The sequence below is a fragment of the Amycolatopsis sp. NPDC005003 genome (assembly GCF_053600695.1).
On sequence record NZ_JBSGAI010000026.1, the window covers coordinates 43,021 to 67,452 of the forward strand.

The window sequence follows — 24,432 nt, forward strand, 5'->3', positions numbered from 1 at the left end:
GGTCCCCGGGGCATGTCGATCGGGCAGATGACGGATCCGGCGCCGGTGGTGTCTCTGGAAGCGGACGCGAAACAGGTCAACGCGCGACGGCGGTGGCTGCCCGTTTCCGGGGCGGTGCTGGCCGCCGCGCTCTTCCTGGTGGTGCGCGGCAGTCTCACCGACGACGGCTACATCACGCTCGCCTACGCGAAGAACCTCGCCATGCACGGCGAATGGGGCATCATCCCCGGCTCGCCCGCGAACTCCGCGACGTCACCGCTGAACGTCCTGCTCCTCGCCGCGTTGACCCTGGTGACGCGGGTGGCGGGCAGCCCGCACCCGGTCGTGGCGCTCGGGATCCTGACGGTCCTGTGCGGCGGTGCGCTCGGCTGGGCCTGGCAGCGCATCGGGCGGCAGCTGGTGCTGCCGCCCGCGATCGGGGTGCTCGGCGTCGCGCTGGTGCTGGTCAACCCGTTCGTGCTGTCCGCGATCGGCCTCGAAGTCCTCTTGATCCCCGCTGTCCTGCTGGTCCTCACGGTCTTCGCGCTCGAAGGACGGCCGGTCCGGTTCGGCGTGACCGCCGGGCTCGCCATCCTCACCCGGCTCGACCTCGTCGTGTTCCTGGTGGTGATCGCGCTCAGCGCAGCCGCGATCCGGCGGCGGCTGCTGCCCGCCGCCGGGTTGACCGTGCTGACGGCCGCGCCGTGGTTCGTCTTCAGCTGGGTCGCCTTCGGCTCGTTCGTGCCCGACACGCTGGCGATCAAGCAGACACAGGTGGGGCTGTTCGCCCCGTGGACCTACCGCACCGGGCCGATGATGTACTACGAGGGCCACCCGGTGACCGTGCTGGTGACGTTCGCCCCGGCCCTGCTCGGCGTGGTCGCGCTCGCCGCGTGGGCCACGGCGCGGTTCCTGCTCCGCCGGCCGGAGGTGCCCGCGCTCGGCGCGGTGGCGGCGCTGGGTGCCGGCGGGATCCTGTACTTCGTCGCCTATTCGTTCATCGGCGTCGGCCCGTTCCACTGGTACTACGTGGCTCCGACGACGACCGTGGGCAGTTTCGCCGTCGCGGCCTTCGGTGCCTGGTTCGGGCAGGCACGCGAGCGGACGGCACCGCGCACCGTTCCCCCGCTGCTCGCGCTCGGGCTGACCGGGCTGCTGGCGCTGGGCGCGGCGGCCGTCGACGCCGCCCAGGGCATCCCGTGGAAGTCGCCGGTCATCTTCGGGAACTGGGCGAGCGCGCAGGACTACGCGCGGGTCGGCAAGGAGCTGGGCGCGCGGCTGGACGGCGCGAGCGTGGCCAGTCCCGGGGAGATCGGTACCCTCGCGTACTTCTGCGAGTGCGCCATCATCGACGAGTTCTCCGACCGCGGCCACGCGAAGGTGCTGGTCGAGCGGCGGATCGCGACGGCGAACCCGCTGATGCGCCTCGCGCTGCGGGTCAACTACCACTGGCTGGACCGCTCGATCACCCCGCGCGAACCGGCCTACCGGCTGCTGTACGAACCGGGGCCGGCGACCGGGCCGGACAGCTGGCAGGTGCGGTCCGCGGCGAAGGGCGTCGGACACTTCACCCTCGTCCGCGAACCGTGACGGTGGCACAGCGGCAGGACCGCACGGCACGAGCGATCGCCCCGGAGTCCCGGCCGCGGCGCTGGGTGCTGCCCGGCGCCGTCGCCGTGGTGTCCGCCGTCGTCTTCGCGGTGGTGCGCCCGCACCTCGTCGACGACACGTTCATCACGCTGGCCTACGCGCGCAACCTCGCCTTCCACGGACATTGGGGGCTGATCACGGCGGAGACGTCGAACACCGCGACGTCGCCGCTGAACGTCCTGCTCCTCGCCGCGCTGACCCTGGTCCTGCGTGACGCGGTGCTCGCCGCCGGCGCGCTCTTCGTGCTCTGCCAGGTCGCGCTGGCCCTCGCGCTGCGCCCGGCCGGCGACCGGGCGGGGCTGCCGGCCTGGTTCGCTCCCGCCGCCGTCGCCCTGCTGACGGTGAACCCGCTGCTGCTGTCGTCGATCGGGCTCGAGGTCGAGCTCGGCGCGGCCGGCATCGCCTGGCTGCTGGTCTTCGCCGGGGAACGGCGGCCGGTCGCCCTCGGCGTCCTGACCGGGCTGCTCGCCCTCGTCCGGCTCGATCTGGTCGTGGTCGCGCTGGTGCTCTTCGCGCTGCGACCCCGGTTCTGGGAGAAGGCCTGGCAGTCGGTGCTCGGCGCGGCGGCGGTCGCGCTCCCCTGGTTCGCCTTCAGCTGGGTGGTCCTCGGGTCGGCGGTACCGGACACCCTGATCATCAAGACCCTGCAGAAGTCCTGGGGGCGATGGGACTTCGGCAACGGTCCCGGGCTCTACGCCGAGGTCTTCCCGTGGGCGACGGCCGCGGCCTTCCTCCCGGCCGCGCTCGCCCTGCTCGCCTTCGCGTTCTGCGTGGCGGACGCGGCCCGGCGCGGCCCGCTGTGGGCCCGGGTGCGGCCGTTCGTCCCGCTGGTGCCCGCCGGGATCGCGCACTACCTGGCCTACACGCGGCTCCACGTGCCGCCGTACCACTGGTACTACGGGCCGAGCCTGGTCGCGGCGACGCTCTTCTTGGCAGCCGCCGCGACGGCCGCGGTACGCGGGCCGGCCCGGGTGGCGGCCGCCGTCGCGGTCGCGGGTGTGCTGGTGGTCGGTGTCTTCGCCTACGCGGCCGGTGGCCTGCCGCGCCGGTTCGCGCCGCTGATGTCCAACCACGACGCGACCGCGGACTACGAACGGATCGGACCGGAGCTGGGCCGGCTCGTGGGCGGCGGCACCGTGCGCAGCGGAGGCGAGATCGGCGTGCTGGCCTACAGCTGCGGCTGTGCGATCGTCGACCTCTTCGACGACCGCGGCGCCGTCGGCCCGGCCATCACCGAGCGCGAGGCCCACCTCGGCGCGCTCGGCCGGGCGCTGGTCGACGTCAACTTCCGGTTCTTCGACTTCGGCGACCGGCCGATCGTCACGGACTACGCGCTGGTGCGCGGCGACCCGCCGCCCGGCGCGCTGGCCCACTGGACCCTGACCTCGCCCTGGGCCGGCACCCAGCAGCTGTACCTCGTCCGCGGCAATGGAGACGGAGCTTGACCGGCCTCGCCACGTCCGGCTTGCCGTCGTGTCCGCTCCGGCTACCCGTCGGAGGCGGCGGCCCGCTCGGCGCGTAGCCGGTCGTACTCGGCGGTGACGCGGGACAGTTCCCGCTCGAGGTGCTTGGCGTATTCGTCGGCGGATTTCCAGGCGCGGTCGGCGTCGATCCTCGCCGAAAGCGCGGCGGCGAGGTCGTGTTCGACTTCGCCGAAGAGGGATTCGCGGTAGCGGGCGTGGCTGACGGGGACGGTGAAGTCCTTGTCGCGCGGGTCGAAGGAGACCGCGATGAGGCCGTCGCCGCTGAAGGATTCGCCGACGGTGTGTTCGGCGATGAGGTGGGCGCCGGCGTCGAGCAGGGTACGCAGGGCGTTCTGGTGGGTGAGCGGGTCGCCGGAAATGGAGTGGTGGTGGGTGGAGACGATCAGGAACCGCACCTTGCCGGCCTCGAAGTCGCCGCGTGCGCGTTCGAGCAGGATCGTTTCGGCGCCTTGGACGTCGGCCAGCACGAGGTCGGCCCGGTGCAGGCCGGTGGCCGCCAGCAGGGAGGCGAGGTCGTGCTGGGCGATGACGCGGGTCCGTCCGTCGCTTTCGGCTTCGAACGCCATCGGCTCGCCGGGGTGACCACCGACCGCGGCGTGGACGAAGCGGACGCGGCCGGTGTAGCCGTTGAGCGCGGCGTTGCGGCGCCCGACGTCGAGGTAGGCGGGGTCGGGTTCGAGGGCGACGACGCGGCCGGCCGGGATGGCGTGGCAGAACCAGAGGCCGTAGTAGGTCCAGAAGCTGCCGAATTCCACCATGGCCGGGCTGCCCCCGCCGGCGGCGAGCCGCTCGACGACCCGGTGGAAGACGAGTTCTTCCTGCGGTTCGTGGTGCCCGTGCAGGGCGCGGATGATTTCGGTCATCCAGGCGCCGTAGTAGCCGCCCTCTTCGACGAGCAGGCCGTTGTGCATGACCTGCACCCGCCCGCTTTCGTCGTCGCGGGACCGCCCGGCGTCCGCGACCTTGGGGATGTCGTCCGCGTCGGGGCACGAAACGGTGGCCAGCACCCGGCGGGCCAGCGCCGCGTCGAACCCCGTGACATCGGGCACCAGCCGCTCCACGAAACCTCCAAGACGGAAACCGAGACCCCGAGCCTAGATCTCGCAGGCCGGATCCCCGCATTCCCCCCTGTCGCACGGCCGCCCGGCTCACGCAGCGGATCGGCGCCCCAGCCGGACGGAGCGAACGAGGCCGGTCACGAAGGAGGCCGGCGCCGATCCCTTTTCACGATGAAAGGCTGGCCGCTGGCGTAGTACTCGTCTTCACTCGACTTCACCCATTGCATTTCGCCGGTTTCCGACATGGCGAGCTTTTCGATCACGAGGACACGCTTGGGCCGGTAAACCACGAGAAGCTGCTCTTCGTGCTCGCTATTGTTCCTCACCGCCACGGAGACGATGCGTTCCGCCTGACGCGTCTCCGTGGTGGTCTTGGTTCTCGACCAGTCGGCTCCGATCGAACCACCCGATTCCCACTCGAACCCGGCGTTCAGCCCCACCTTTTTGGCGACGGCCTCGGACAAGCCCGCCGATGTCCTCAATTCGATCTTGAGCGCGCCGCTTGCCGGCACGCAGGAGACGTCCTTTTCTCGTTCCCAGAAGGAGTAATGCCGGATTCTGACCAGCTCCACGCCACTTTTTCCCAGGCCGACCAGATCCGGGCGATGGCGAGCCAGCGCGAGCGCCAGCCAGACCGGGAATGCGTAGGCGGAAAAAAGGGCAGCCGCCCCGGTCGCGATCCACGCTGCGCGTTCCGACCTCCTGGACACCCGACGCCTCGGCGGAGCCGGATTGTCCAGGGTGGTCTTGAGCCACTCCGCCGCTTCCCGGAACTCTGCGGCAATCTCCCCTTCTTCCGTGAGCAATGCCTCCACAGCTCGGCTCCCGCGCGATTCCGCGGAGTTCGCCGCCCGAACAACGTGCTCGGTTTCCTCCAGGACAAGATCAGTTTTGAGCGGCGGCAGTGACTCATCCGCCCCGAACTCCGGCGGACGCTCTGGAGAGCTCATGATTGGCACAATAGCGCATGGTGAGCACGTGGAGATTTTGCGCACAGCTCCAGGCGATCGAGAATTGTTCCCGACGGCCAAAAACGGCTCAAAACACCTGGCCACAAGGGCGAAAGCGGACGCGAACCCGCTCACTCCGGCCGGTTCGCACCGGCCGGAGCGAAGGGACTCAGCCGGCCAGTTCCGGCAACACCGCCTTGACGAACAAGTCGATACCGGACCGGTCGTGGGCCGACTCGATGAAGTGCAGGATCGTGTACTCCAGACCGAGGCCCTTCATCCGGGTCAGCCGTTCCACCAGCTGCTCCGGCGTGCCGACCAGCAGCCCGGAGGCGTACAGGCGGTCGAAATCGGCCAGTTTGTCGGCGGGGACCAGCGGCTCGTACTGGGCGTGGACCCAGGCCAGCCGGTCCTGGACGTCCTTCTCCGTCTCGCCGATCATGATGTTGTAGTTGGCCGACCGGACGATCGCGTCGAAATCGGTGCCCACCTCGCGGCAGTGCGCGGCCAGGACCTCCGACTTGTGCCGGAAACCCTCCGGGTCGCTGTCGAAGTTGGTGTAGCCGGCGTACTTCGCCGCGATTCGCAGCGTCTTCTTCTCGCCCCCACCGGCGATCCAGAGCGGGATTCCGCCCTCCTGCACCGGCAGCGGACGGCTGATCGCGCCATCGACCTGGTAGTACTTGCCCGCCAGGGTCGCGGTGCCGGTCGACCACAACTGGCGCATGATCTGCACGCCCTCGTCCAGCCTGCCGAGCCGCTCGCCGGCACTCGGGAAGCCGTAGCCGTAGGCCCGCCACTCGTGCTCGTACCAGCCGGCGCCGATCCCCATCTCCACGCGGCCACCGGAAATGATGTCGACCGTGGACGCGACCTTCGCCAGGTACGCCGGGTTGCGGTACCCCATGGACGTGCACATCTGGCCCAGCCGCACCCGGTTGGTCGCCGCGGCGAAGCCGGCCATCAGCGACCACGCCTCGTGCGTCGCCTCCTCGGTGGGCGCCGGGACGGTGTGGAAGTGGTCGTAGACCCAGATCGACTCGAAAGGCCCGTCCTCGGCGTACCTGGCCAGCTCCAGCATCGTCCGCCAGTGCTCGGCCGGCTCGATTCCGACGAGGTCGAGTTTCCAGCCCTGCGGAATGAAAAGTCCGAATCGCATGGGCAGATCATACTGTTTTCGGTGAGACCTCGGTGAGAATCGGCGCCGGGTGCCTCATCCGGCGGCGGACCACCTGAGCAAGGTGGCACCCACGGACATCCCGCCACCGAAGGCCGCCAGCAGGACCAGATCCTCGTCGTGGACCACGCCCGAACGGACCGCGTCGTCGAGGGTCACCGGCACGGATGCGCTGCCGAGGTTGCCGTACCGCTCGACCACGCGGTGGGTGTGCGTGTCGGTCAAGCCGCACGCCTCCACCAGGTGGTCCAGCAGCACCCCGTTCGCTTGGTGCGGCACGAAACACCGGACGTCGGCCAGGCTCGAACCGGCGTCCGTGACCAGTTTTTCCAGGATCTGCGGGACGTTGTCGAGCACGAAGTCCCGGACGGCACGGCCCTGCATGGTGAACAGGTGGCCGCCGGCCGCCAGGGTTTCCGCCGTGGTCGGCGTCCGGCTGCCGCCCGCGGGCACCTTGATCAGGTCCTGGGCCTCGCCGTGGCTGCTCAGGTGGACGTTGAGGAATCCGCGTCCCTCGGGAACCTCGCCGACGATGGCCGCTCCCGCACCGTCGCCGAGCAGCACCGACGTACTGCGGTCGTCGTAGTTCAGGAAGCGCGAGTACAGGTCGGCGCCGATCACCATGGCGTGCGCGTCGGGCTGGGCCTCCACCAGGCGGCGGGCGATCTCGAGCCCGTACGCGAAACCGGCGCACACCACGTTGATGTCGAAGCACGCCGCGTCGTGCGTGCCGATGAGGTTCTGCACCACGCAGGCCGTCGGCGGCTGCGGGAAGTCGCCGGTGGAGGTCGAAACGATCAAATAGTCGATCCGATTGGGCGTGAGGTCCGCGCTTTCCAGGGCCCGGATCGCGGCCTTCGCCGCCAGATCCGACGTCGCCTCGCCGGGGGCCGCGTAGCGCCGGGTCGCAATCCCCGTTTTGCGCATGATCCATTCCGTCGTGATGTTCGGTACCATCGCGACGATTTCCTCGTTGGTCACCACGCGCTCCGGCACGTACGAACCCGTGCCGAGCAGCCCGATGGTCCGCTTGGTCATGTTCCGATCCTCTCCTCGGTCCGCCCGGCTATCCGTAGGAATGGAAACCGTGCCCGGACTTCTTGCCGAGCAGCCCGGACTCGACCATCCGGACCAGCAGGGGCGGGGGCGCGTACAACGGCTCCCCGTATTCGGCGTACAGGGCCCGCGCCACGTGCACCACGACATCGGCGCCGATCAGGTCGATCAGCGCCAGCGGCCCCATCGGGTGCGCGCAGCCGAGCGTCATGCCACGGTCCACTTCGGACGCGGTGGAGAAGCCGGACTCGACCACCCGCACGGCACTCAGCAGGTACGGGACCAGCAGCCCGTTGACGACGAAGCCGGCGCGGTCCGGCGAGCCGACCACCTCCTTGCCGAGCACGCCGGTGACGAACTCCTCCGCCCGTTCCCGGACGCCCGGCGCGGTCACCAGCGAAGCGACGACCTCGACCAGGGGCAGGACCTGGACCGGGTTGAAGAAGTGCAGGCCGATCACCCGCTCCGGCGCCGAGGTCACGGCGGCCAGCCGCGCGATCGGGATGGAGGACGTGTTCGAGGCGAGAATCGCGTCGGGATCCCGCACCACCTTGTCGAGCCGCGAGAAGATGTCCAGCTTCGTCGCCTCGTCCTCCGGCACGGTCTCGATGACCAGCCGGCGGTCCTCGAACTCGAGGAGGTCGGCGGCGAAGGAAATCCGGCCCAGCGCGGCGTCACGATCGGGCCCGGAAAGCTTCCCGCGGTCGACCGCCCGCTCCAGCGAGCGGCTGATCCGGCCGAGCCCCGCGTCCGCCGACGACGGACGGGACACGGCCACCTTGACGTCCAAGCCGGACCGCGCGCACAACTCGGCCAGCCCCGCGCCCATCACGCCGCAGCCGACGATGCCCACCTTGTCGATCATCGGTGCCCCCTTCAGACCGCGACGAGTGCGTCGAGAGTGGACTCCAGGTCGCGCAGCCCGGTGCGGGGCGCGTTGACGAGGACGGCCATGTTGCCCGGCGGGTGGGCGTTGTCGCGCATCATCTGGTGCGCCTTGCCCACTTCGCTCAGGTCACCGCACCACGACAGGCACGGGTCCAGCTTGCCCGCCCCGACCAGCTCGGTCACCTCGCGGCACTCGCGCGAGTTGGCGTAGTGCGAGCCCTGGAGCCGCTTCTGGCGCATCCAGAAGTGCCGCAGGTCGGTGTCGGCGTTGTAGCCGCTGGTGCCGCCGCAGATCACGACCATGCCGCCCGAGTCGGCCACGTACAGCGAGGTGGGGATGGTGTCCTGGCCGACGTGCTCCAGCACGATGCGCGGCGACCGGCGCTCGCCGAGGATGTCCCAGATCCGGCGGCCGAAGCTGCGCGCGCCGTGCGTCCACCGGGCCATCGCCTCGTCGTCGGTGACGTCGGGCATCCGGCCCCAGTGGTCGAACTCCTTGCGGTTGATGACGCCTTCGGCGCCGAGCCGCATGCAGTACTCCGCGCGGGCGTCGTCGGAGATGACCGCGATCGGGATGCCGCCGTACAACCGGACGATCTGGATGGCCATCGAGCCGAGCCCGCCCGCGCCGCCCCAGATGAGCACCGGGTCGCCCGGCCGCACCACGTGCGGTTCCCAGCCGCGCAGCTGCCGGTACGCCGTGACGCCGGTCAGCATGAAGCAGGCCGCCTCCTCCCACGTGAGGTTCGCCGGCTTCGGGTGGCATTGGTACTCGTCGACGACGGTGAACTGCGCGAACGAGCCGAAGTTGTTCTCGTAACCCCAGACGTGCTGCGAGGTCGAGAGGATCGGGTCGGCGCCCAGCCTGATGTCGGTGGCCGACTCGTCCCACTGGAGCCCGGAAAGGCAGACCTCGGAGCCGACCTTGACGTCGCGGACGCCCTCGCCGACCGCCCACACCACGCCGGAACCCTCCGAGCCGCCGATGTGGAACCCGGTCTTGTCACCGGCCTTCGTGCGGGCGGCGATCACGTCGAACGGGTAGCCCAGCGCCGCCCAGACGTTGTTGTAGTTGATCCCGGCCGCCATCACGAGCACCAGGACCTGGCCGCGGCCCAGCTCGGGCACCGGCAGCCGTTCGATCTCGAAGGCGCTGCTCGGCGGTCCGTACCGCTCGGGGCGGATCACCGAGGCGTACATCTTCTCGGGCACGCTGCCCAAGGGCGGGATCTCGCCCACTTCGTAGATCGACTTCGGCATCGACGGCTTCCTTTCCGGTAAGTCGGGCGCACCCGCATTCGGGTAGCTGTCCATTGTGGAGCGTTCAGCTCGTCGGCGAGAGAGCCGAGACCACCGACCGGATCGTCGGGTGGCGGTACAGCTCACGCAGCTGCAACGGCGGCAGGCCGCCTTCCCGCATCCGCGCCCCGATCCGGACCGCGAAGAGGGAGTTGCCACCCAGCTCGAAGAAGTCGTCGTCCAGCCCGACCGGGACGCCCAGTACCGAGCCCCACACCTCGCGGATCCGGGACGCGAGGTCGTCGCCGTCCACGGGCGCTTCGGCCGGGCCCGCCGGGGCCTCCGGCGCCGGCAGCTTCGAGGCGTCCAGCTTGCCGTTGGTGGTGAGCGGCAGGGAATCCAGCGCGGTCACCGAGGTCGGCACCATGTAGTCGGGCAGGATCTCGGCGGCCCGCTTGCGCACACCGGCCGTGGCCCCCGAAACGCCGGGTGCCAGCACCACGTACGCGTCGATCCGGGCGGTGGCCGCGTCGGCCGGGTCGTCCCGGCGCACCACGACCGCCGCCGCGCGCACGTCCGGGTCCTCCAGCAGCACCGAGCGGATTTCGTCCAGCTCGATGCGGAACCCGCGCACCTTCACCTGGCTGTCGATGCGCCCCAGGTGTTCCAGCGCGCCGTCCGGTCGCAGCCTGCCCAGGTCGCCCGAGTGGTAGACCCGGCCGCCGGGCCGCACCGGGTCCTCGGTGAAGCGCTGCGCGGTCAGGTCGTCCCGGCCGAGGTAGCCGGCGCTCACCCCGGCACCGCCGACCCAGATCTCGCCCGGCACGCCCGGCGGCAGCAGCCGCCCGGACGGGTCCACCACGTACAGGTGCCACCCGGGCAGGGCCGGGCCCACCGACCGTGACCCCGCCAGCGCGTGCCGCCGGGTGACCGTCTGGTGCGTGACGTGCACGGTGGTCTCGGTGATGCCGAACATGTTCACCACGCGGCACTCTGATTCGGGGTGCGCGTCGAACCACGGCAGCAGCGCCCGCTGGTCCAGCGGCTCGCCGCCGAACACCACGAGCCGCACCACCAGATCGTCGTGCGGCACTTCCAGGAGCTGCGCGAACGCCGACGGAGTCTGGCTGAGCACGGTGACCCGCTCCGCCGCCAGCAGGTCGCGGAACTTCTCCGGTTCGCGGGAGACGAAGTAGGGCACCACGACCAGCCGGCCGCCGGTCAGCAGGCAGCCCCAGATCTCCCACACCGAGAAGTCGAACGCGCTGGAGTGGAACAGGGTCCAGACGTCGGACGAGCCGAGCCCGTACTCCTCGCGGGTCGCGTCCACCAACGCGATCACGTTGCGGTGCGGCACCACGACGCCCTTGGGCCGGCCGGTCGAGCCGGACGTGTAGATCACGTACGCGGGGTCGTCCGCCGACACCGCGCTGGTGACCGGCTCCGTCGCGGCCGCGATCACCTCGTCGGGGGTCACCGGGGTGACCCCGGGGAGTTCGGGCAGCCGGGTGAGCACCAGCCGAAGACCCGCGTCCTCCGCGGTGTAGGCCAGCCGTTCGGCCGGGTAGGCGGGGTCGGTGGGCACGTAGACGGCGCCCGCCTTGAGCACGCCCAGCAGGGTGACGACGAGTTCGGCGGTGCGCTCCAGGCACACTCCGACGCGATCGCCGTCCGCCACGCCCAGCGCGCGGAGGCCGGCGGCCACCGCGTCCGAACGATCGTCGAGCTCGCGGTAGGTCAGCGAGACTTCGCCGTCGGTCAGCGCCACCCGCTCGGGGGTGCGGGCCGCGACCGCGCGGAACGCCGCGTCGATCCGGACCGGCGTGGTCCTCAGCTCCTTCTCCGGCCGGCCCAGCGCGGCCACCCGCTCGCGTTCGGCCGCGTCCAGCAGCTCGACCGCTTCGGGCGCCACCCCCGGATTCGCCAGCACCTGGCGGTGCACGTGCGCGAGGTGCCGGGTGAACTGCCCGACCTGCGCCGGCGAGATCCGGCCCGCCTGGTGGTCGCAGCGCAACCGGACCGTGCCGCCCTTGCGCCACGACGAGAACGTCAGCGGCAGCGGCGGCACGAGGCAGGGCCGGTACTCGTCGGTGTGGAAGTCCACGTCGGACACCAGCAGCCCCGCCGCGGCCGGCTCGGTGGTCGGTTCGGCCGCGGCGCCCGGGCGCACCCGGACCGCGCCCGAGTCGGTGCCGATGACCGCCCAGCCGGGCGAGCCCACTGAGCCGTAGCGGATCAGGGTGATCGCGAGCGCGATGCGCCAGCTCTCCGCCGTCCCGGCCTCGGACAGCGGCAGGACCAGCTCGGCCGCACCCGCGGCCACGACGTCGGCCGCGCCCGCCCAGTCGGGCACCGCGGCCGCGGCGACCGGCACCACGTCGGTGCCGGCGGGTTCCACCGGAGCCGAGCCGGTCAGCGCCGCCGCGACCGCCCGCAGCCCGGCGGCGTCCAGGAATGCCCGGTCCGCCACCAGGACCAGGTCGGCGATCCCGTCCCGGTAGCGCAGCAGGGTGCACCGCAGGCCGGTCGTGGCGCGGTTCATCTCGGCCTCGCGCAACCGGTGCGCGACCGGCTCGGCGGACCCCGCGGGGACGTCCTCCACCCACAGCCGGGACCAGCCGGGTGCGGTCAGCACCTCCGGGCGGACCGCCTCGGCGAGCCGGATCCGCAGCGCGTGGCATCGGGCACCTGAAAACACATGTCCTCCTGGTCAGTGCGCGGTGAATCCGCCGTCGACGGTCAGCACCGAGCCGGTCACCTGCGCCGAGTCGTCCGACGCGAGGAACACCACGGCCCCGGCCACGTCGTCCGGCTCGACCAGCCGGTTCATCGGCTGCGACTGGGTGAACGCGGCCACGTGCTCGTCCGCGGGGACGTCCAGCGCGCGGGCGATCTCCCGCAGCATCAGGCCTTCGCCCTCGGTGGTGTCCCGGACGTTGCCCGGGCACACCGCGTTCACCCGCACCTGCATCGGCGCGTAGTCCAGCGCCGCGGCCTTGGTCAGCCCGATCAGCCCGTGCTTGGCGGCCACGTACCCGGCGAAGTGCCGGTAGCCGACCAGCCCGGCGGTCGACGCGATGTTCACGATGCTGCCCGACCGCTGGTCGCTCATGGTCTTGCCGACCTCGCGGATCAGCCGCCACGCGCCGGTCAGGTCGACGTCGATCATCAGCGACCACTCGTCTTCGGTGATCTCGTGCACCCGCTTGCCCGAAGGCGCGGCGATGCCCGCGTTGTTCACCACGGTGTCGATCCGGCCGTAGCGCTCGATCGCCAGCTCCACGGCGTCCCGGACCGACACCGCGTCGCGCACGTCCGCCTTCGCGGTGAGCGCGGACGCTCCCCGGTCCCGGCACAGCGCCGCGGTGTGCTCCAGCTGGCCCGCCGAGCCCAGCGGGTACGGCACACCCGCCAGGTCCGCGCAGACGTCCAGCAGCAGGAGGTCCGCGCCTTCGGCGGCGCAGGCGAGCGCGGTGGCCCGGCCAATCCCGCGGGCCGCCCCGGTGATGACGACGACCTTTCCCGTCAACCGCACGCGAATCCCCTCAGACCGTGGTGTCGATGAGCTTGAGCAGGTCGGGTGCCGACTCCGTCAGGTACATGTGGCCGCCGGGCAGCTCCAGGTACTCGAACCCGGCGCCGGCCACCTCCGACCAGCGGGCACCCTCGGCCGCGGTCACCAGCGTGTCGTCCGACCCGCGCAGCGACGTGATGGGCGCGGGCAGCCGGGCTTCGGTGCTCGGCCGGTAGTTCTCGTGCATCTCCACGTCGGCGCGCAGCGTCGGCAGGATCAGCTCGCGCATCTCCGGGTCTTCCAGCGCCTCGTGGCTGAACCCGGCGAACCGCGAGACCCGGGCCAGGAACTCGTCGTCGCCCAGCCCGGTCGCGCGCTCGGACCGCTGGGTGTGCGGCTCCGGCGACCCGCTGACGAACAGGTGCCGCAGCACCAGATCCGGGTGCGCGGCCACGCGGTGCGCCAGTTCGTAGGCCAGCACCGCGCCCAGGCTGTGTCCGAACAGGACCACGTCGGTCAGCCCGTCGAGCTGCCGCACCAGCTCCGGCAGCAGTTCGTCGGCCGCGACGACGGCGTCGCGGTAGGGCTCGGCGTCGATCCGCCGCTCCCGGCCGGGCAGCTGCACCGGCACGACGGCCAGCCGCTCACCCGCGTGTTCCTGCCACGGGCGGAAGAACGAGGCCCCCGCTCCGGCGAACGGCAGGCATACCAGTGCGATCTTCACTTCGCGTCCCCTCAGGCAGGCTGGCCGAGCGGCCGGACGATGATGGTGTTGACGTCCACGGGGGACGGCTGGCTCAGTGCGAAGACGATCGTGTCCGCGATCTGGTCGGGCGTGAGCAGCTTGCCGAGCTCGCCCTTGTCGCCGCCCCACTCGTCCCAGAACGGCGTGTCGGTGCGGCCCGGCGACACCAGCGTCACACCGACGTCGTCGGTGGTGACCAGGCGGCGGGTGTTCTCCGCCAGCCCGGTGACCGCCCACTTGGTGATGCCGTAGATGTTGCCCGCGCCGTACGCGTGCCCGGCGACACTGCCGACGAACACGAGGCGTCCCTTCGTCTTCTTCAGCTCGGGCAGCGTGGCCCGCACCAGCAGGGCCGGCCCCAGCACGTTGGCGAGGACCATGTCCTTCCAGCCCGCCGGGTCGCCCTCCGCGAGGTCGTCGTGCGTGGCGTAGCCGGCGTTCGCGACCGCCGCGTCCAGCCGCCCGAAGCGCTCCAGCGTGGTGGCCACCGCGGACCGGACCACGTCCCAGTCCCCGGCGTCACCCTGGATCGTCAGCAGTTCGTCCGGCTCGCCGACCTCCTTGGCGAACCGGTCCAGCCGCTCCTGACCGCGTCCGACGATGCTCACCCGCTGCCCCTTGTCGAGCAGCTGCCGTGCGGTGGCGGCGCCGATACCGCTGCCACCACCGGTGATCAGCGTTACGGGAGTGTCGGTCATGTAGCGCTCCAAGAGGTTGTGCGTCGAGGACTAGCGGGGCAGCTTGGTGGTGTACGTGATCGGCAGGTGCGAGACACCGCGGCCGACCGAGTTGTCGTAGAGCCAGGTGAGCTCGTCGAGCGGCACCGCGGGCCGGATGTCCGGGAGCCGGCGCAACAGCGTGTTGAACGCGATTTCGGCTTCGAGACGGGAAAGCGGGGACCCCGGGCAGAAGTGCGCGCCGTGACCGAAGGAGAAGTGCCGGTTGCCGGTGCGGGTGATGTCCAGGCGGTCCGGGTCGTCGAACACCTTCGGGTCGCGGTTCGCGGAGCTGATCATCAGGTGCACGAACGACTCCTTGCCGATGTGCACCCCGGCCAGTTCCATGTCCTCGGCCGCCAGGCGCAGCGTGCCGCGGTAGACCGGCGGCTGGTAGCGCAGGAACTCCTCGACCGCGCTGGGCGCGAGGCTCGGGTCGTTGCGCAGCAGCTCCAGCTGGTCCGGGTTGGCGAACAGCGCTTCCATGCCGTTGCTGATCGTGAACGCCGTCGTCTTGTGGCCGGCGTTGATCAGCAGGATCATCGTGGACACGATTTCGTCGTTCGTGAACCGGCCGTCCTCGTCGGCGGCGCGGATCAGGGTGCTGACCAGGTCCTCGCCGAGGTCGGCGCGCCGCGCTTCCAGCAGCTCCTTCAGGTACTGCTCGATGCTGTCGCTCGCCCACTTGAGACGGGCGTTCTCCTCCTCGGTCGCGTACGGCGCGCCGCTGAGCAGCAGGCCCCACTCGTGCAGCTTCTCGCGGTCCTCGAACGGGACCCCGAGGAACTCGCAGATCACCTTGAGCGGCAGGGTCATCGCGAACTCTTCGAACAGGTCGACCTCGGGTCCGAAGCCGTCGATCAAGGTGTCGGTGGTCTCCTGGATGCTCGGCCGCAGCCGCTGCATCTTGCGCGGGGTGAACGCCTGCGCCACGAGCTTGCGCAGCCGGGTGTGCCGCGGCGCGTCCGCGGTGAGCATGTTGCGGATCAGCGTCGGGCTGGAGTCCTTCAGCAGGTCCTGCCACCACGCCGGCGCGTTGTCCACGCTCTTGGAGATCCGCGGGTCGTTGAACAGGCCGCTGACCGTCTCGTAGTCCATGACCACGTACGCCTCGGCGCCGACCGGGTGGTTGACCTGGTGCACCGGGCACTTCGAGCGGAGCACGGCGTTGTCGGCGTGCTTGTTGGGGTACGCCGGATCGGTGAAGTACTCCGGGGGGAGCTTTTCGTAGTCGACGCCCGGCTGCGCTTCAGTGCTCATTCCGTTTCCTTCTTCTCCGATGACGGTCATACGGCGACGGCCTCCGGGGCCGGCAGGGTGCGGATGCGCTTGGTCAGGGTCGGCAGCGCGGCCACCCCCGAGATCACGCACATCGTGATGAACACCCACGTCGAGCCGGCCAGGTCGAAGACCAGGCCGACCAGGAAGACACCGATCGGCGCCGCGCTCATGGACATGAAGAACACCGCGCCGAGCACGCGGCCCTGGACCTTGTCCGGGGCGACGGCGGCGAGGTACGACAGGAACACCGTGCTGATGATCGGGCCGCGGATGAACACCAGCGTGACGATGAAGCCCAGCGGGATCACGCCCGGTGTCACCGCGAGCAGGATCGCCACCACCGGGCCGATCCACGCGCCGCACAGCACGATCGTCGACGGCTTGAACTTCTTGAAGACCCACCCGGCGGCCATCGAACCGACCAGCCCGCCGACCCCCGCGACGGCGAGGGTGACGCCGATGAACGAGGACGAGGCGCCCCGGCCCTCCGCGGTGGCGATCAGCGCGAGGAACACGCCGGAGTGGGTGAACGCCATGTTCGAGCCCATGATCCAGATGATCAGCGGGCGCAGGATCGGCTGCTTGAACAGGAACTTGAAGCCCTCGGCCGTACCACCCTTCTCCTTGGCGGCCCGGCTCTGCTCGTTCTGCATCGGCTTGCGCACGAACAGCAGGAGCACGGTGGAGATCAGGAACGACACCGCCGCCGCGAGGTACGGGAACGCCCGGGCCACGCCGAAGAGCGCACCGCCGATCGGCGGTCCGACCAGGGTGGCGCCGAAGTACCGGACCTGGTTCTGCGCGGTGGCGTCGGTCAGCTGGGACGGCGGTACCAGCGCCTTGATCGCGGCCACCCCGGCGGGTTGCCCGATGCCGAAGCAGATGGAGGAGCACAGCGCGATCCCGAAGATCACCGGCATGCTCGCGCTGCCGGTGAAGATCAGCACGCTGAACAAACCCAGCAGCACGACCCGGATCAGGTTGCAGCCCATCAGCAGCAGCTTGCGGTCCAGCCGGTCGGCGAGCGTGCCGCCGGGGATGGACATCAGGCTCGCCGTGATCAGCTGCATCGAGCCGACGGCGCCCGCGTACACCGTGGACCCCGTGGTGGCCAGGATCAGCAGCGGGTAGGCGATCTCCGCGGTTTCCTTGGCGATCGCGGCGAACGCCTCACTGGTCCACAGCGCCTGGAAGTCCCAGTTCTTGATCAACGGCTTTTCCGGGGTCTCCGGTGCCGCTGTCGCCTCCGCGCCCGGTTCGGGCACGGCCTCGGGCGGGTCCGCGTCGAGCTCTTGTGTGCTCGTGCCGCGCTCACGCGGTTCAGTGGACATCCAGGACCTCAATTCCTTTCCGGCGCGACGCCGGGCAACGTGGTGAGCAGGTCTTCGGCGAGCTGGTGCACGTGTGGCTCGGTCAGCACCGACCAGTGGTTCCCCGGTACCGGGATCACGCGGACGCCGCCGCCGTACAGCGGGGCCAGCCGGGTGGTGAGCTTCGCCGCCCCGCGCGCGTCCAAGCCGACCTTGAACACCACGGCCGGGCAGTCCACCGCGCGCGGCCGGTAGGGCGCCATCGCGCGCGCCTTGTGCAGGAACAGCTTGTGCAGCGCGGGGTTGCGCCGCATCTGCCGGCCGACCTCGCCGAGGCCCAGCACGCCGGCCACCTGGAAGTAGGCGTGGCTGTACAGGAACTCCGCGTCGAGCCCGATGGGCACACCGCGCCGGCCCGGCACGAACGCGTCGAGGCACAGCAGCACGTCGACGACCTCGCCGCGCTCGACGAGCAGGCGGGCCATCTCGTGCGCCATCACCGCGCCGAACGACCAGCCGCCCAGCGTGTACGGACCCTCCGGCTGGATGCCGAGCACCGCGTCCACGTGGTGCGCCGCCACCTGCGTCACGGACTGGTGCCGCCCGTCCGCCGGATCGGGTTCCAGGCCGTACACCGGGCGGCCCGCGTCGAGCCGGTCGGCCAGCGGCTGGTAGCTGAGCGCGGTGCCCGCGGCGTCGGCGGCCAGGAACAGCGGGCGGCCCGGGCCTTCCCGCAGCAGCACGGCGTTCACCGGCGCGCGCTGGGCCCGCGCCTTCGGCCGGTCCCGCTCGGCCAGCTCGACCAGCCGCCCGAACGTGGGTTCCCGGGAGAACTCGGCCAGCGACACCACGAGCCCGGCCTGGTCCCGCAGCCTGCTCATCATGTTCAACGCCATCAGCGACTCGCCGCCGAGGCCGTAGAAGTGGTCCTCGTCCGAGGCGGGCGGCTGGCCCAGCGCCGTGGCCCACACCCGCTCCAGTGCCGGCCGCACCGAGTCGCCGAGCTGCACCGGCCGCGCCTTCGTCCGGGCGGCGGCCCGCACCGGCTGGTCGCCGGCCGGGTCCGTGCCGAGGAACGGGTGCGGCGGGAGGGACCGGCGTACCAGCGACCCGGTGGCCGCGAGCACGGTTTCGCCCAGCACGTCCACCCCGCGTTCCCACAGCGTGCCCAGTGCCCGCAGCAGGCCGAGGTCACCGTCTTCGGCCCGGCCCAGCAGCGGCAGCCCGGTCTTGGTGTCGTCCCAGCCTTCGTTCCAGCGCACCGTGCCCAGCATCGAACCGCCGGGGCCCAGCTCCAGGAACGTGTCGACGCCCGCGTCCAGCAAGGTCTGCATCCCCGCGTCCAGCAGCACCGGCCGGGTGAACTGCGCGGTCCAGTAGTCCGCTCGGGCGACGGCGGCCGGGTCGGCCCACGTGCCCGTGCTGTCGGACACCAGCGGCAGCACCGGCGCCGAGGGCTCGGTCTCCGCGATGACCTTCCGCAGGAACTCCGCCGCCGGGACCAGCAGCGCGCAGTGCCCCGGCCGGTCCACGGCCAGCGCCCGCACGTCCAGCCCGGCCAGCGCGTCCCCGGCCAGCAGTTCGTCCACGTCGGACTCGAGCCCGGACAGCACCACCCCGCCGCGGCTGATCACCGACACCTTGACCGGGTGGTCCGCGCCGATCCGGCGCAGGATCTCGTCGGAGGTGCCGTTCACCGCGAGCATGCGCCCGGGCGGTGCCTCGGCCCACGCGACGCGCGCCCGCTCGTGCACCACGGCGGCCGCGTCGGCGAGCGACCACACCCCGGCGAGGGTGGCCGGTGCGAACTCGCCGATGCTGTTGCCGAACAGGCCGACCGGGGTGATGCCCCAGTCCATGAGCTGGCGGCCCAGCGCGTAACCCAGCGCCCACAGGCCCAGCTGCTGGTTGATGCCGTCGTCGAACCATCCGGGCCCGCCGTCGGCCTCGGCCACCACCGGTGTCAGGTCGACGCCGCAGGTCCGGAGCACGACCTCGCGGACCTCGTCGAACCGCCGGCGGAAACCGGGCAGCAGCCGGTAGGCGGGTGCGCCCGCGTTGTACCGCAGGGTGCCGTGGCCCGGGAACAGGAACGCCACCTTGCCCAGCGGCCGCGGCGGCACCGGGTCGCCCGCGCCGGCCAGCAGCCGCGCGGCGTGCTCCGTGCCGGACACGGCGAACGCCTGCTTGTGCTTGTGGATGCGGCGCTCGGCGAGCGTGCGGGCCACCGCGTGCAGATCCGGTTCCCCCTGCACCGCGACGGAAAGGTTTTCCCGCAGCTTCGCCAGCGCCTCGGGCGTGGCCGCGGAGAGCGGGAGCAGCGTCCCACCCGGTCGCGGCGCGGCGTCCGCGCGTGCCGGCGGTTCCTGCAGGACGACGTGGGCGTTCGTGCCGCCGACGCCGAACGAGCTCACCGCCGCCAGCCGGGTGCCGCGGTCGGGCCACGGCCGGTGCTCGGTGCACACCCGGAACGGCGTGTCCTCGAGGTCCAGCAGCGGGTTCGGCTGGTCGAAGTGCAGGCTGGGGACGACTTCGCCGTGTTCGAGCATCAGCACGGTCTTGATGAACGAGGCCACGCCCGCCGAAGCGCTGGTGTGCCCGAGGTTGCCCTTCACCCCGCCCAGCAGGCAGTAGCCGACGTCGGGGGTGGACATCCGGAACGCCTCGGTCAGCGCCTGCACCTCGACGGGGTCGCCGATCGGGGTGGCCGTGCCGTGCGCCTCGACGTAGTCGATGTCGGCCGCGTCGACGCCCGCGAGCTTCTGCGCGTAGCGGATGACGTCCCGCTGGCCGGGAATGGACGGTGTGGTGTAGCCCATCTTCTCGGCACCGTCGTTGTTCAGCGCCGAGCCGAGCACCACCGCCGCGATCCGGTCGCCGTCGGCCAGCGCGTCCTCGAGCCGCTTGAGGACCACCACGCCGACGCCCTCGCTGGGCACGGTCCCGGTGGCGGAGGCGTCGAACGGACGGCAGTGCCCGTCCGCGGACAGCGGGCCGCCCGGCTCGTGCCAGTAGCCCCACTCGCCCTTCGGCGCGACGGCGACCCCGCCCGCCAGCGCCGCGTCACACTCCCGGTTCAGCAGGCTCTGCACGGCCATGTGGATCGCGACCAGCGAGGTGGAGCACGACGTCTGCACGGTCAACGCCGGGCCGCGCAGGCCGAGCTTGTAGGCGACGCGGGTGGCGACGTGGTCCTTTTCCATGCCGAGCATGTGGTCCAGCGGGTTCAGGTCCATCCCGGCACCGGTCTGGGTGCGGTCGGCGCCCGCGTACACGCTGATCCAGCCGTCGAACCGGGTGGGGTCCAGACCGGCGTCGTCCAACGCGGACGCCGCCGCCTCCAGGAAGACCCGTTGCTGGGGATCGATTCGCGCGGCCTCGGCACGGCTGTAGCCGAAGAACTCCCAGTCGAAGTTCGCCGAGTCCTTCATGACCCCCTTGGCGGGCACGAAGTTCGGCTGCCGCACGTCGTCCGGGTCGGCGCCCTTGTTCCGCACCAGGTCTTCGACGTCGAACCGGGTGATGCCCTCGACGCCGTCGCGAAGCAGTTTCCAGAACTCTTCGACGTTCTCGGCGCCGGGCAAGCGGCACGCCATTCCGACGACAGCGACCGCGTTATCCGTGGTGGTCACCGCGTTCCTTCCCGTTCAGGTGTGCCGCCGAGCTCGGCGCGGCCGGTCAATTCCGCTGGTCGCCGGTGCGGCGTTCGCGCACCGCGCCGAGCAGCCGGTCGCGGCTGCTGCCCCGGCCCGCGGTCGCGGCGGGGGCGGCCAGCAGCTCCGCCTGCCCGCGTACGGTCCCGGCGCGGAAGAGGTCGACGGTGCGCAGCATCCGGCCGGACGCCTGGCTCAGCCGCTCCACCAGCACCACCAGCCGCAGCGAGTCGCCGCCCGCGTCGAAGAAGCTGACGTCGTCGCCGACGTCGTCGGTCTTGAGCACCTCTTGCCAGATGGTCCGGACCAGGCCCAGCCGCGCGGCGGGGTCGTCCAGCTCGGCCTGGTTCACAGGAGCCTGGTTCAGCACGGTTTCCTCCGGATCGTGTGCGATGGCGGCGGCGCTGCGGCGCAGCGCCTCCAGTAACTCGGTGGTCGTGGCCTCGGTGAACAGGTCCGCCGGGTGGTTCAGGAGGAACTCGAGCCGGTCCCGCCCGGTGGTCTGGTCCAGCCCGACGAACAGCGCCAGGTCCCACTTGCTGTACTCCGGGTGCAGCGGCTGGTAGCGGCCCACGACGTCGGGGGCGAGCACCAGCGGGTCCGCCGTCTCGGCCAGGTTGACCAGCACCGGAGTCATCGGGGGGCGGGCCATGTCGCGCCCGGGGTCGAGCGCGGCGGCGATCGCGTCCAGCGGCACGTCCGAGTCGATGAACGTCTCCATGCCCCCGACGCGCGCGGTCCGCAGCAGCTCCCGCCACGACGTGCCGGCGTCCAGCCGGACCCGCAGCACCAGCGTGGTCATGAACATGCCGATCACGTCCGCGGCCGCCGGGTCGTCCCGGCCGGGCCAGACGACCGCGAACAGGAAGTCGGTCTGCCCGGTGGTCCGCGCGAAGGTGCCGGCCAGCAGGGCCACCCCGGTCATGAAGAGGGTGCAGCCCTCCTGCCCGGCGACGGCCAGCACCGCCTCCGAAACGTCGGCGTCCAGCACGAGGTTCGCGCTGGTACCGATCAGCGACAGCTCGGGGTCGTCCGGGTCGCCGTCGTAGGGCAGCGCCACCGTGGTCGGCGCACCCCGCAGCCGGTCCACCACGTCGGCGACCCGCTCGGCGTGCCCCTCGTCCACCAGGCCGCCCTGCACTTCGGCCGGGTGCGGCGGGGTGGACAGCTCCGGCTCCACACCTTGGGCGAGCGCCCGATAGGTCGTGCCGATCTCCTCCACCAGGAGCTGCCGGGACACGCCGTCGAAGACGATGTGGTGCACGGTCAGCACGAGCAGCGTCCGATCGGGTGCGACGCGGATCACCTCGGCCCGCGCCGGCGCCTCCTCACCCAGCTCGAAAGGCGTGTAGCACAGCGCTTCCACCAGGCGCTCGATCTCGTCCGCGGCCCAGCCGTCGGCGACCGCGTCGGTGAAGCCGACCTCGGGCGCGGACGCGTCGGTGCGGTACTCGACGCGCAGCGCCGCGGGGTCCAGCCGGAATCGCGAGCGCAGGGCGGGATGACGTGCCATCGCGCGTTCCACGGCCGTGGTCAGCAATTCGTGGTCGAGGAGTCCGGTCAGTTCCAGGACGCTCGGCAAGAGGTAGCTGGGACGCAGCCGTTCGATGCGGTCGAGGATCCAGAGACCCTGCTGGGTCGGTGTCGCCGGGTACCAGATGCCTTGTGCAGCAACAGAACTAGTCATCGACGCGCTCGGACCTCGCCAACCCGACGAGGGCGCGCCAAGGCGCGCGCATTCGGCAGCGATCGCATGACCAAACCCCCAGTGAATTCCATTGAACGGGAGTGAACCCCAGTGTTAACCCCGTTAGGCCCCAGTCGATGGCGATCAGTTGTTTCCACTGTCGCCAAATCGCACTATAGCAGCCGGCCGAGGTCCGTCAAGCGGTTCCCACTCGGCGAATACCAATGTCCATCTTGGACAATTGAGCCGGGACGACAGGAGCACTGGTTGACGCTTTCGCGAACCTGGTGTTTAACTGGGCGCGACGTACGGCCGGGTATCGGCCGCGCACCGGGCTGGAAACAGCACGACTGGGGATCGGACTGGGGCTTTCTTGGGGATTGATCATGACCGACGCCTGCCCTTGGGGGCTGCGGAGCCCTGCTTGGACCAACGACGGTTGGGCCGAACGCAGCAATGCGGCCGGTCACTGGCCGGTTGTTTGTCCCGACCTGCGGTTATACCGCTCATTCATTCTCCGTTCGCGGCAACGACGCCGCGCATTCCACCATGCGGTCGACTGTTGACGTCCACCCGAATGTGATGTCCAAATGGGCGACCCACCGGCGATCGCATACGGAATGACCTGCACATACGCACAAAACACCAGGTAGCCGGTATCAAGATTAATCCGGCTACCGGATTAATCTTGATACCGCCCGGATTAATCCGCGCCCGCCCGCCGACCAGGAGTCTGCCGGATGGCTCGCTCCCCGAACCGATGAGGACACCGGCCATGCCCGTCCACAACGCAACCCTTTCCGGATGCCCGGTGCACGCCGTCGACACCGACCTGGTAGACCCCCGCTTCTACAGCAGCGGCAAGGCGTACGAGCTGTGGCGGGACCTGCAGGCGCAGGACGGGCTGAGCTGGCGCCAGGTCGACGACCGACGCGGGTTCTGGTCGGTGGTGCACTTCAAGGAGACCGACTACGTACTCCGCAACACCCACCTGTTCACCTCGGAACGCGGCACCATGCTGGAACTGCTCGGCATGGACGACCCCGCCGGCGGGCAGCAGCTCGCGGTCACCGACCCGCCGCGGCACACGATCATGCAGGCGCGGCTGAAGAAAGCGCTGGCCGTCAAGGCGGTGGACCGGCAGCGCGAGATGATCCGCGAGCTCATCACCGAGCTGATCGCGCCGATCGGCGACGGCGGAGTGTTCGACTGGGGCCAGGCCATGCTGGCGATGCCGATGTCGGTCACCGGGACGATGATGGGGCTGCCGCCGGAGGACTGGCCGTGGCTGAGCAGGCTGACCACCATCTGCATCGCCGCCGACGACCCCGAGTACCAGGACGAGGGCACCCGGGACAAGACGCTGGAGATGGCGCACCGCGAGCTGTTCGCCTACTTCCAGGACCTGGTGCGCTTCCGCCGCGACCGGGTCGGCGACGACCTGATCAGCACGCTGATCAAGACCCGGTTCGAGGGCAGGCACATGTCGCCCGGCGAGATCGTGTCCAACTGCTACAGCCTGCTGCTCGGCGCGAACGTGACCACCCCGCACGCGCCGAACTTCGTGATGGCCGAGTTCATCGACTCCGACGTGCTGCCGCAGTGGGCCGCCGAGCCGGAGCTCGGCACCACCGCGGTCGAAGAGGCGCTGCGCTGGGCGTCCCCGGTGAACCACATGCTGCGGTACGCCACCGAGGACGTGGTCGTGCGGGACACCCGGATCGCGGCGGGCGACGCCGTGGTCACCTGGATCGGCGCGGCCAACCGGGACGAGACCGAGTTCCCGGACGCCTGGAACTTCGACATCCGGCGCAAGCCGAACAAGCACCTCGCGTTCGGCATCGGCCCGCACTACTGCATCGGGCACAGTGTGGCGCGGATCACCCTGCGCACGTTGTTCGAGGAGCTTTTGGCGCAGTACAAGGACTTCGAGGCCGCCGGTACCCCCGAAAGGCTGATTTCCAACTTCGTGTCCGGCTACAAGCACGTGCCGATCACCGCGAAGCGCCGCTGACGTCCCGGTCAGCACCACTCCCCTTTTCAGT

Annotated in this window: 17 protein-coding genes; 3 read left to right on the forward strand and 14 right to left on the reverse strand. The window is 70.8% G+C overall.

Going from position 1 to position 24,432, the window contains the following annotated elements:
• Positions 1–12 precede the first annotated feature (12 nt).
• Together ACWED2_RS27850 and ACWED2_RS27855 are read left to right on the forward strand one after the other, a co-directional pair.
• Complete coding sequence (locus ACWED2_RS27850) at positions 13–1,569, forward strand: hypothetical protein (protein ID WP_449693450.1); 1,557 nt, start codon at positions 13–15, stop codon at positions 1,567–1,569.
• The gene (locus ACWED2_RS27855; RefSeq protein WP_449693451.1) at positions 1,566–3,074 is read left to right on the forward strand and encodes a hypothetical protein; all 1,509 of its coding nucleotides are present in this window, start codon (positions 1,566–1,568) and stop codon (positions 3,072–3,074) included. Before ACWED2_RS27850 ends, ACWED2_RS27855 begins: the two co-directional genes overlap by 4 nt.
• Positions 3,075–3,115: 41 nt before the next feature.
• Here the strand turns inward: ACWED2_RS27855 and ACWED2_RS27860 are convergent, their stop codons facing one another.
• The 14 genes from ACWED2_RS27860 to ACWED2_RS27925 all read right to left on the reverse strand — a co-directional run bounded on the left by ACWED2_RS27860 (position 3,116) and on the right by ACWED2_RS27925 (position 22,387).
• On the reverse strand, positions 3,116–4,162 hold the full coding sequence (locus ACWED2_RS27860) for an FkbM family methyltransferase (protein WP_449693452.1): 1,047 nt from the start codon (positions 4,160–4,162) through the stop codon (positions 3,116–3,118).
• 146 nt (positions 4,163–4,308) lie between these two features.
• Positions 4,309–5,121 carry a hypothetical protein gene (locus tag ACWED2_RS27865; protein WP_449693453.1) on the reverse strand — a complete coding sequence of 271 codons (813 nt, stop codon included), beginning with the start codon at positions 5,119–5,121 and terminating at the stop codon, positions 4,309–4,311.
• A gap of 169 nt (positions 5,122–5,290) precedes the next feature.
• Entirely contained in the window at positions 5,291–6,280 is a 990-nt protein-coding gene (locus ACWED2_RS27870) for an LLM class F420-dependent oxidoreductase (RefSeq protein ID WP_449693454.1), read from the reverse strand.
• A 54-nt stretch (positions 6,281–6,334) separates the two neighbouring features.
• Positions 6,335–7,336 carry a 3-oxoacyl-ACP synthase III family protein gene (locus ACWED2_RS27875; RefSeq protein WP_449693455.1) on the reverse strand — a complete coding sequence of 334 codons (1,002 nt, stop codon included), beginning with the start codon at positions 7,334–7,336 and terminating at the stop codon, positions 6,335–6,337.
• Positions 7,337–7,364: 28 nt separating this feature from the next.
• Positions 7,365–8,219 (reverse strand): 3-hydroxybutyryl-CoA dehydrogenase, encoded by an 855-nt coding sequence (locus tag ACWED2_RS27880; RefSeq protein WP_449693456.1) that lies wholly within the window; start codon positions 8,217–8,219, stop codon positions 7,365–7,367.
• 11 nt (positions 8,220–8,230) lie between these two features.
• The gene (gene ccrA, locus ACWED2_RS27885) at positions 8,231–9,502 is read right to left on the reverse strand and encodes a crotonyl-CoA carboxylase/reductase (RefSeq protein WP_449693457.1); all 1,272 of its coding nucleotides are present in this window, start codon (positions 9,500–9,502) and stop codon (positions 8,231–8,233) included.
• Positions 9,503–9,566: 64 nt separating this feature from the next.
• Positions 9,567–12,179: a non-ribosomal peptide synthetase gene (locus ACWED2_RS27890; protein WP_449693458.1), complete on the reverse strand. Its 2,613-nt coding sequence runs from the start codon at positions 12,177–12,179 to the stop codon at positions 9,567–9,569.
• A gap of 12 nt (positions 12,180–12,191) precedes the next feature.
• Positions 12,192–13,016, reverse strand: a complete 825-nt coding sequence (locus ACWED2_RS27895; RefSeq protein WP_449693459.1) for an SDR family oxidoreductase — start codon at positions 13,014–13,016, stop codon at positions 12,192–12,194.
• Between the two features lie 10 nt (positions 13,017–13,026).
• Entirely contained in the window at positions 13,027–13,719 is a 693-nt protein-coding gene (locus tag ACWED2_RS27900; RefSeq protein ID WP_449693460.1) for a thioesterase II family protein, read from the reverse strand.
• Between the two features lie 11 nt (positions 13,720–13,730).
• Positions 13,731–14,438, reverse strand: a complete 708-nt coding sequence (locus ACWED2_RS27905; RefSeq protein ID WP_449693461.1) for an SDR family oxidoreductase — start codon at positions 14,436–14,438, stop codon at positions 13,731–13,733.
• Positions 14,439–14,468: 30 nt separating this feature from the next.
• Positions 14,469–15,716, reverse strand: coding sequence for a cytochrome P450 family protein (locus ACWED2_RS27910; protein ID WP_449693462.1), 1,248 nt, complete (start codon positions 15,714–15,716; stop codon positions 14,469–14,471).
• A gap of 26 nt (positions 15,717–15,742) precedes the next feature.
• Positions 15,743–17,068 carry an MFS transporter gene (locus ACWED2_RS27915; RefSeq protein ID WP_449693463.1) on the reverse strand — a complete coding sequence of 442 codons (1,326 nt, stop codon included), beginning with the start codon at positions 17,066–17,068 and terminating at the stop codon, positions 15,743–15,745.
• 8 nt (positions 17,069–17,076) lie between these two features.
• Entirely contained in the window at positions 17,077–20,679 is a 3,603-nt protein-coding gene (locus ACWED2_RS27920) for a type I polyketide synthase (RefSeq protein ID WP_449693464.1), read from the reverse strand.
• A gap of 46 nt (positions 20,680–20,725) precedes the next feature.
• The gene (locus ACWED2_RS27925; protein ID WP_449693465.1) at positions 20,726–22,387 is read right to left on the reverse strand and encodes a condensation domain-containing protein; all 1,662 of its coding nucleotides are present in this window, start codon (positions 22,385–22,387) and stop codon (positions 20,726–20,728) included.
• 775 nt (positions 22,388–23,162) lie between these two features.
• Between ACWED2_RS27925 and ACWED2_RS27930 the strand changes: the two genes are divergently transcribed.
• Positions 23,163–24,401: a cytochrome P450 gene (locus ACWED2_RS27930; RefSeq protein ID WP_449693466.1), complete on the forward strand. Its 1,239-nt coding sequence runs from the start codon at positions 23,163–23,165 to the stop codon at positions 24,399–24,401.
• Positions 24,402–24,432: the final 31 nt, after the last annotated feature.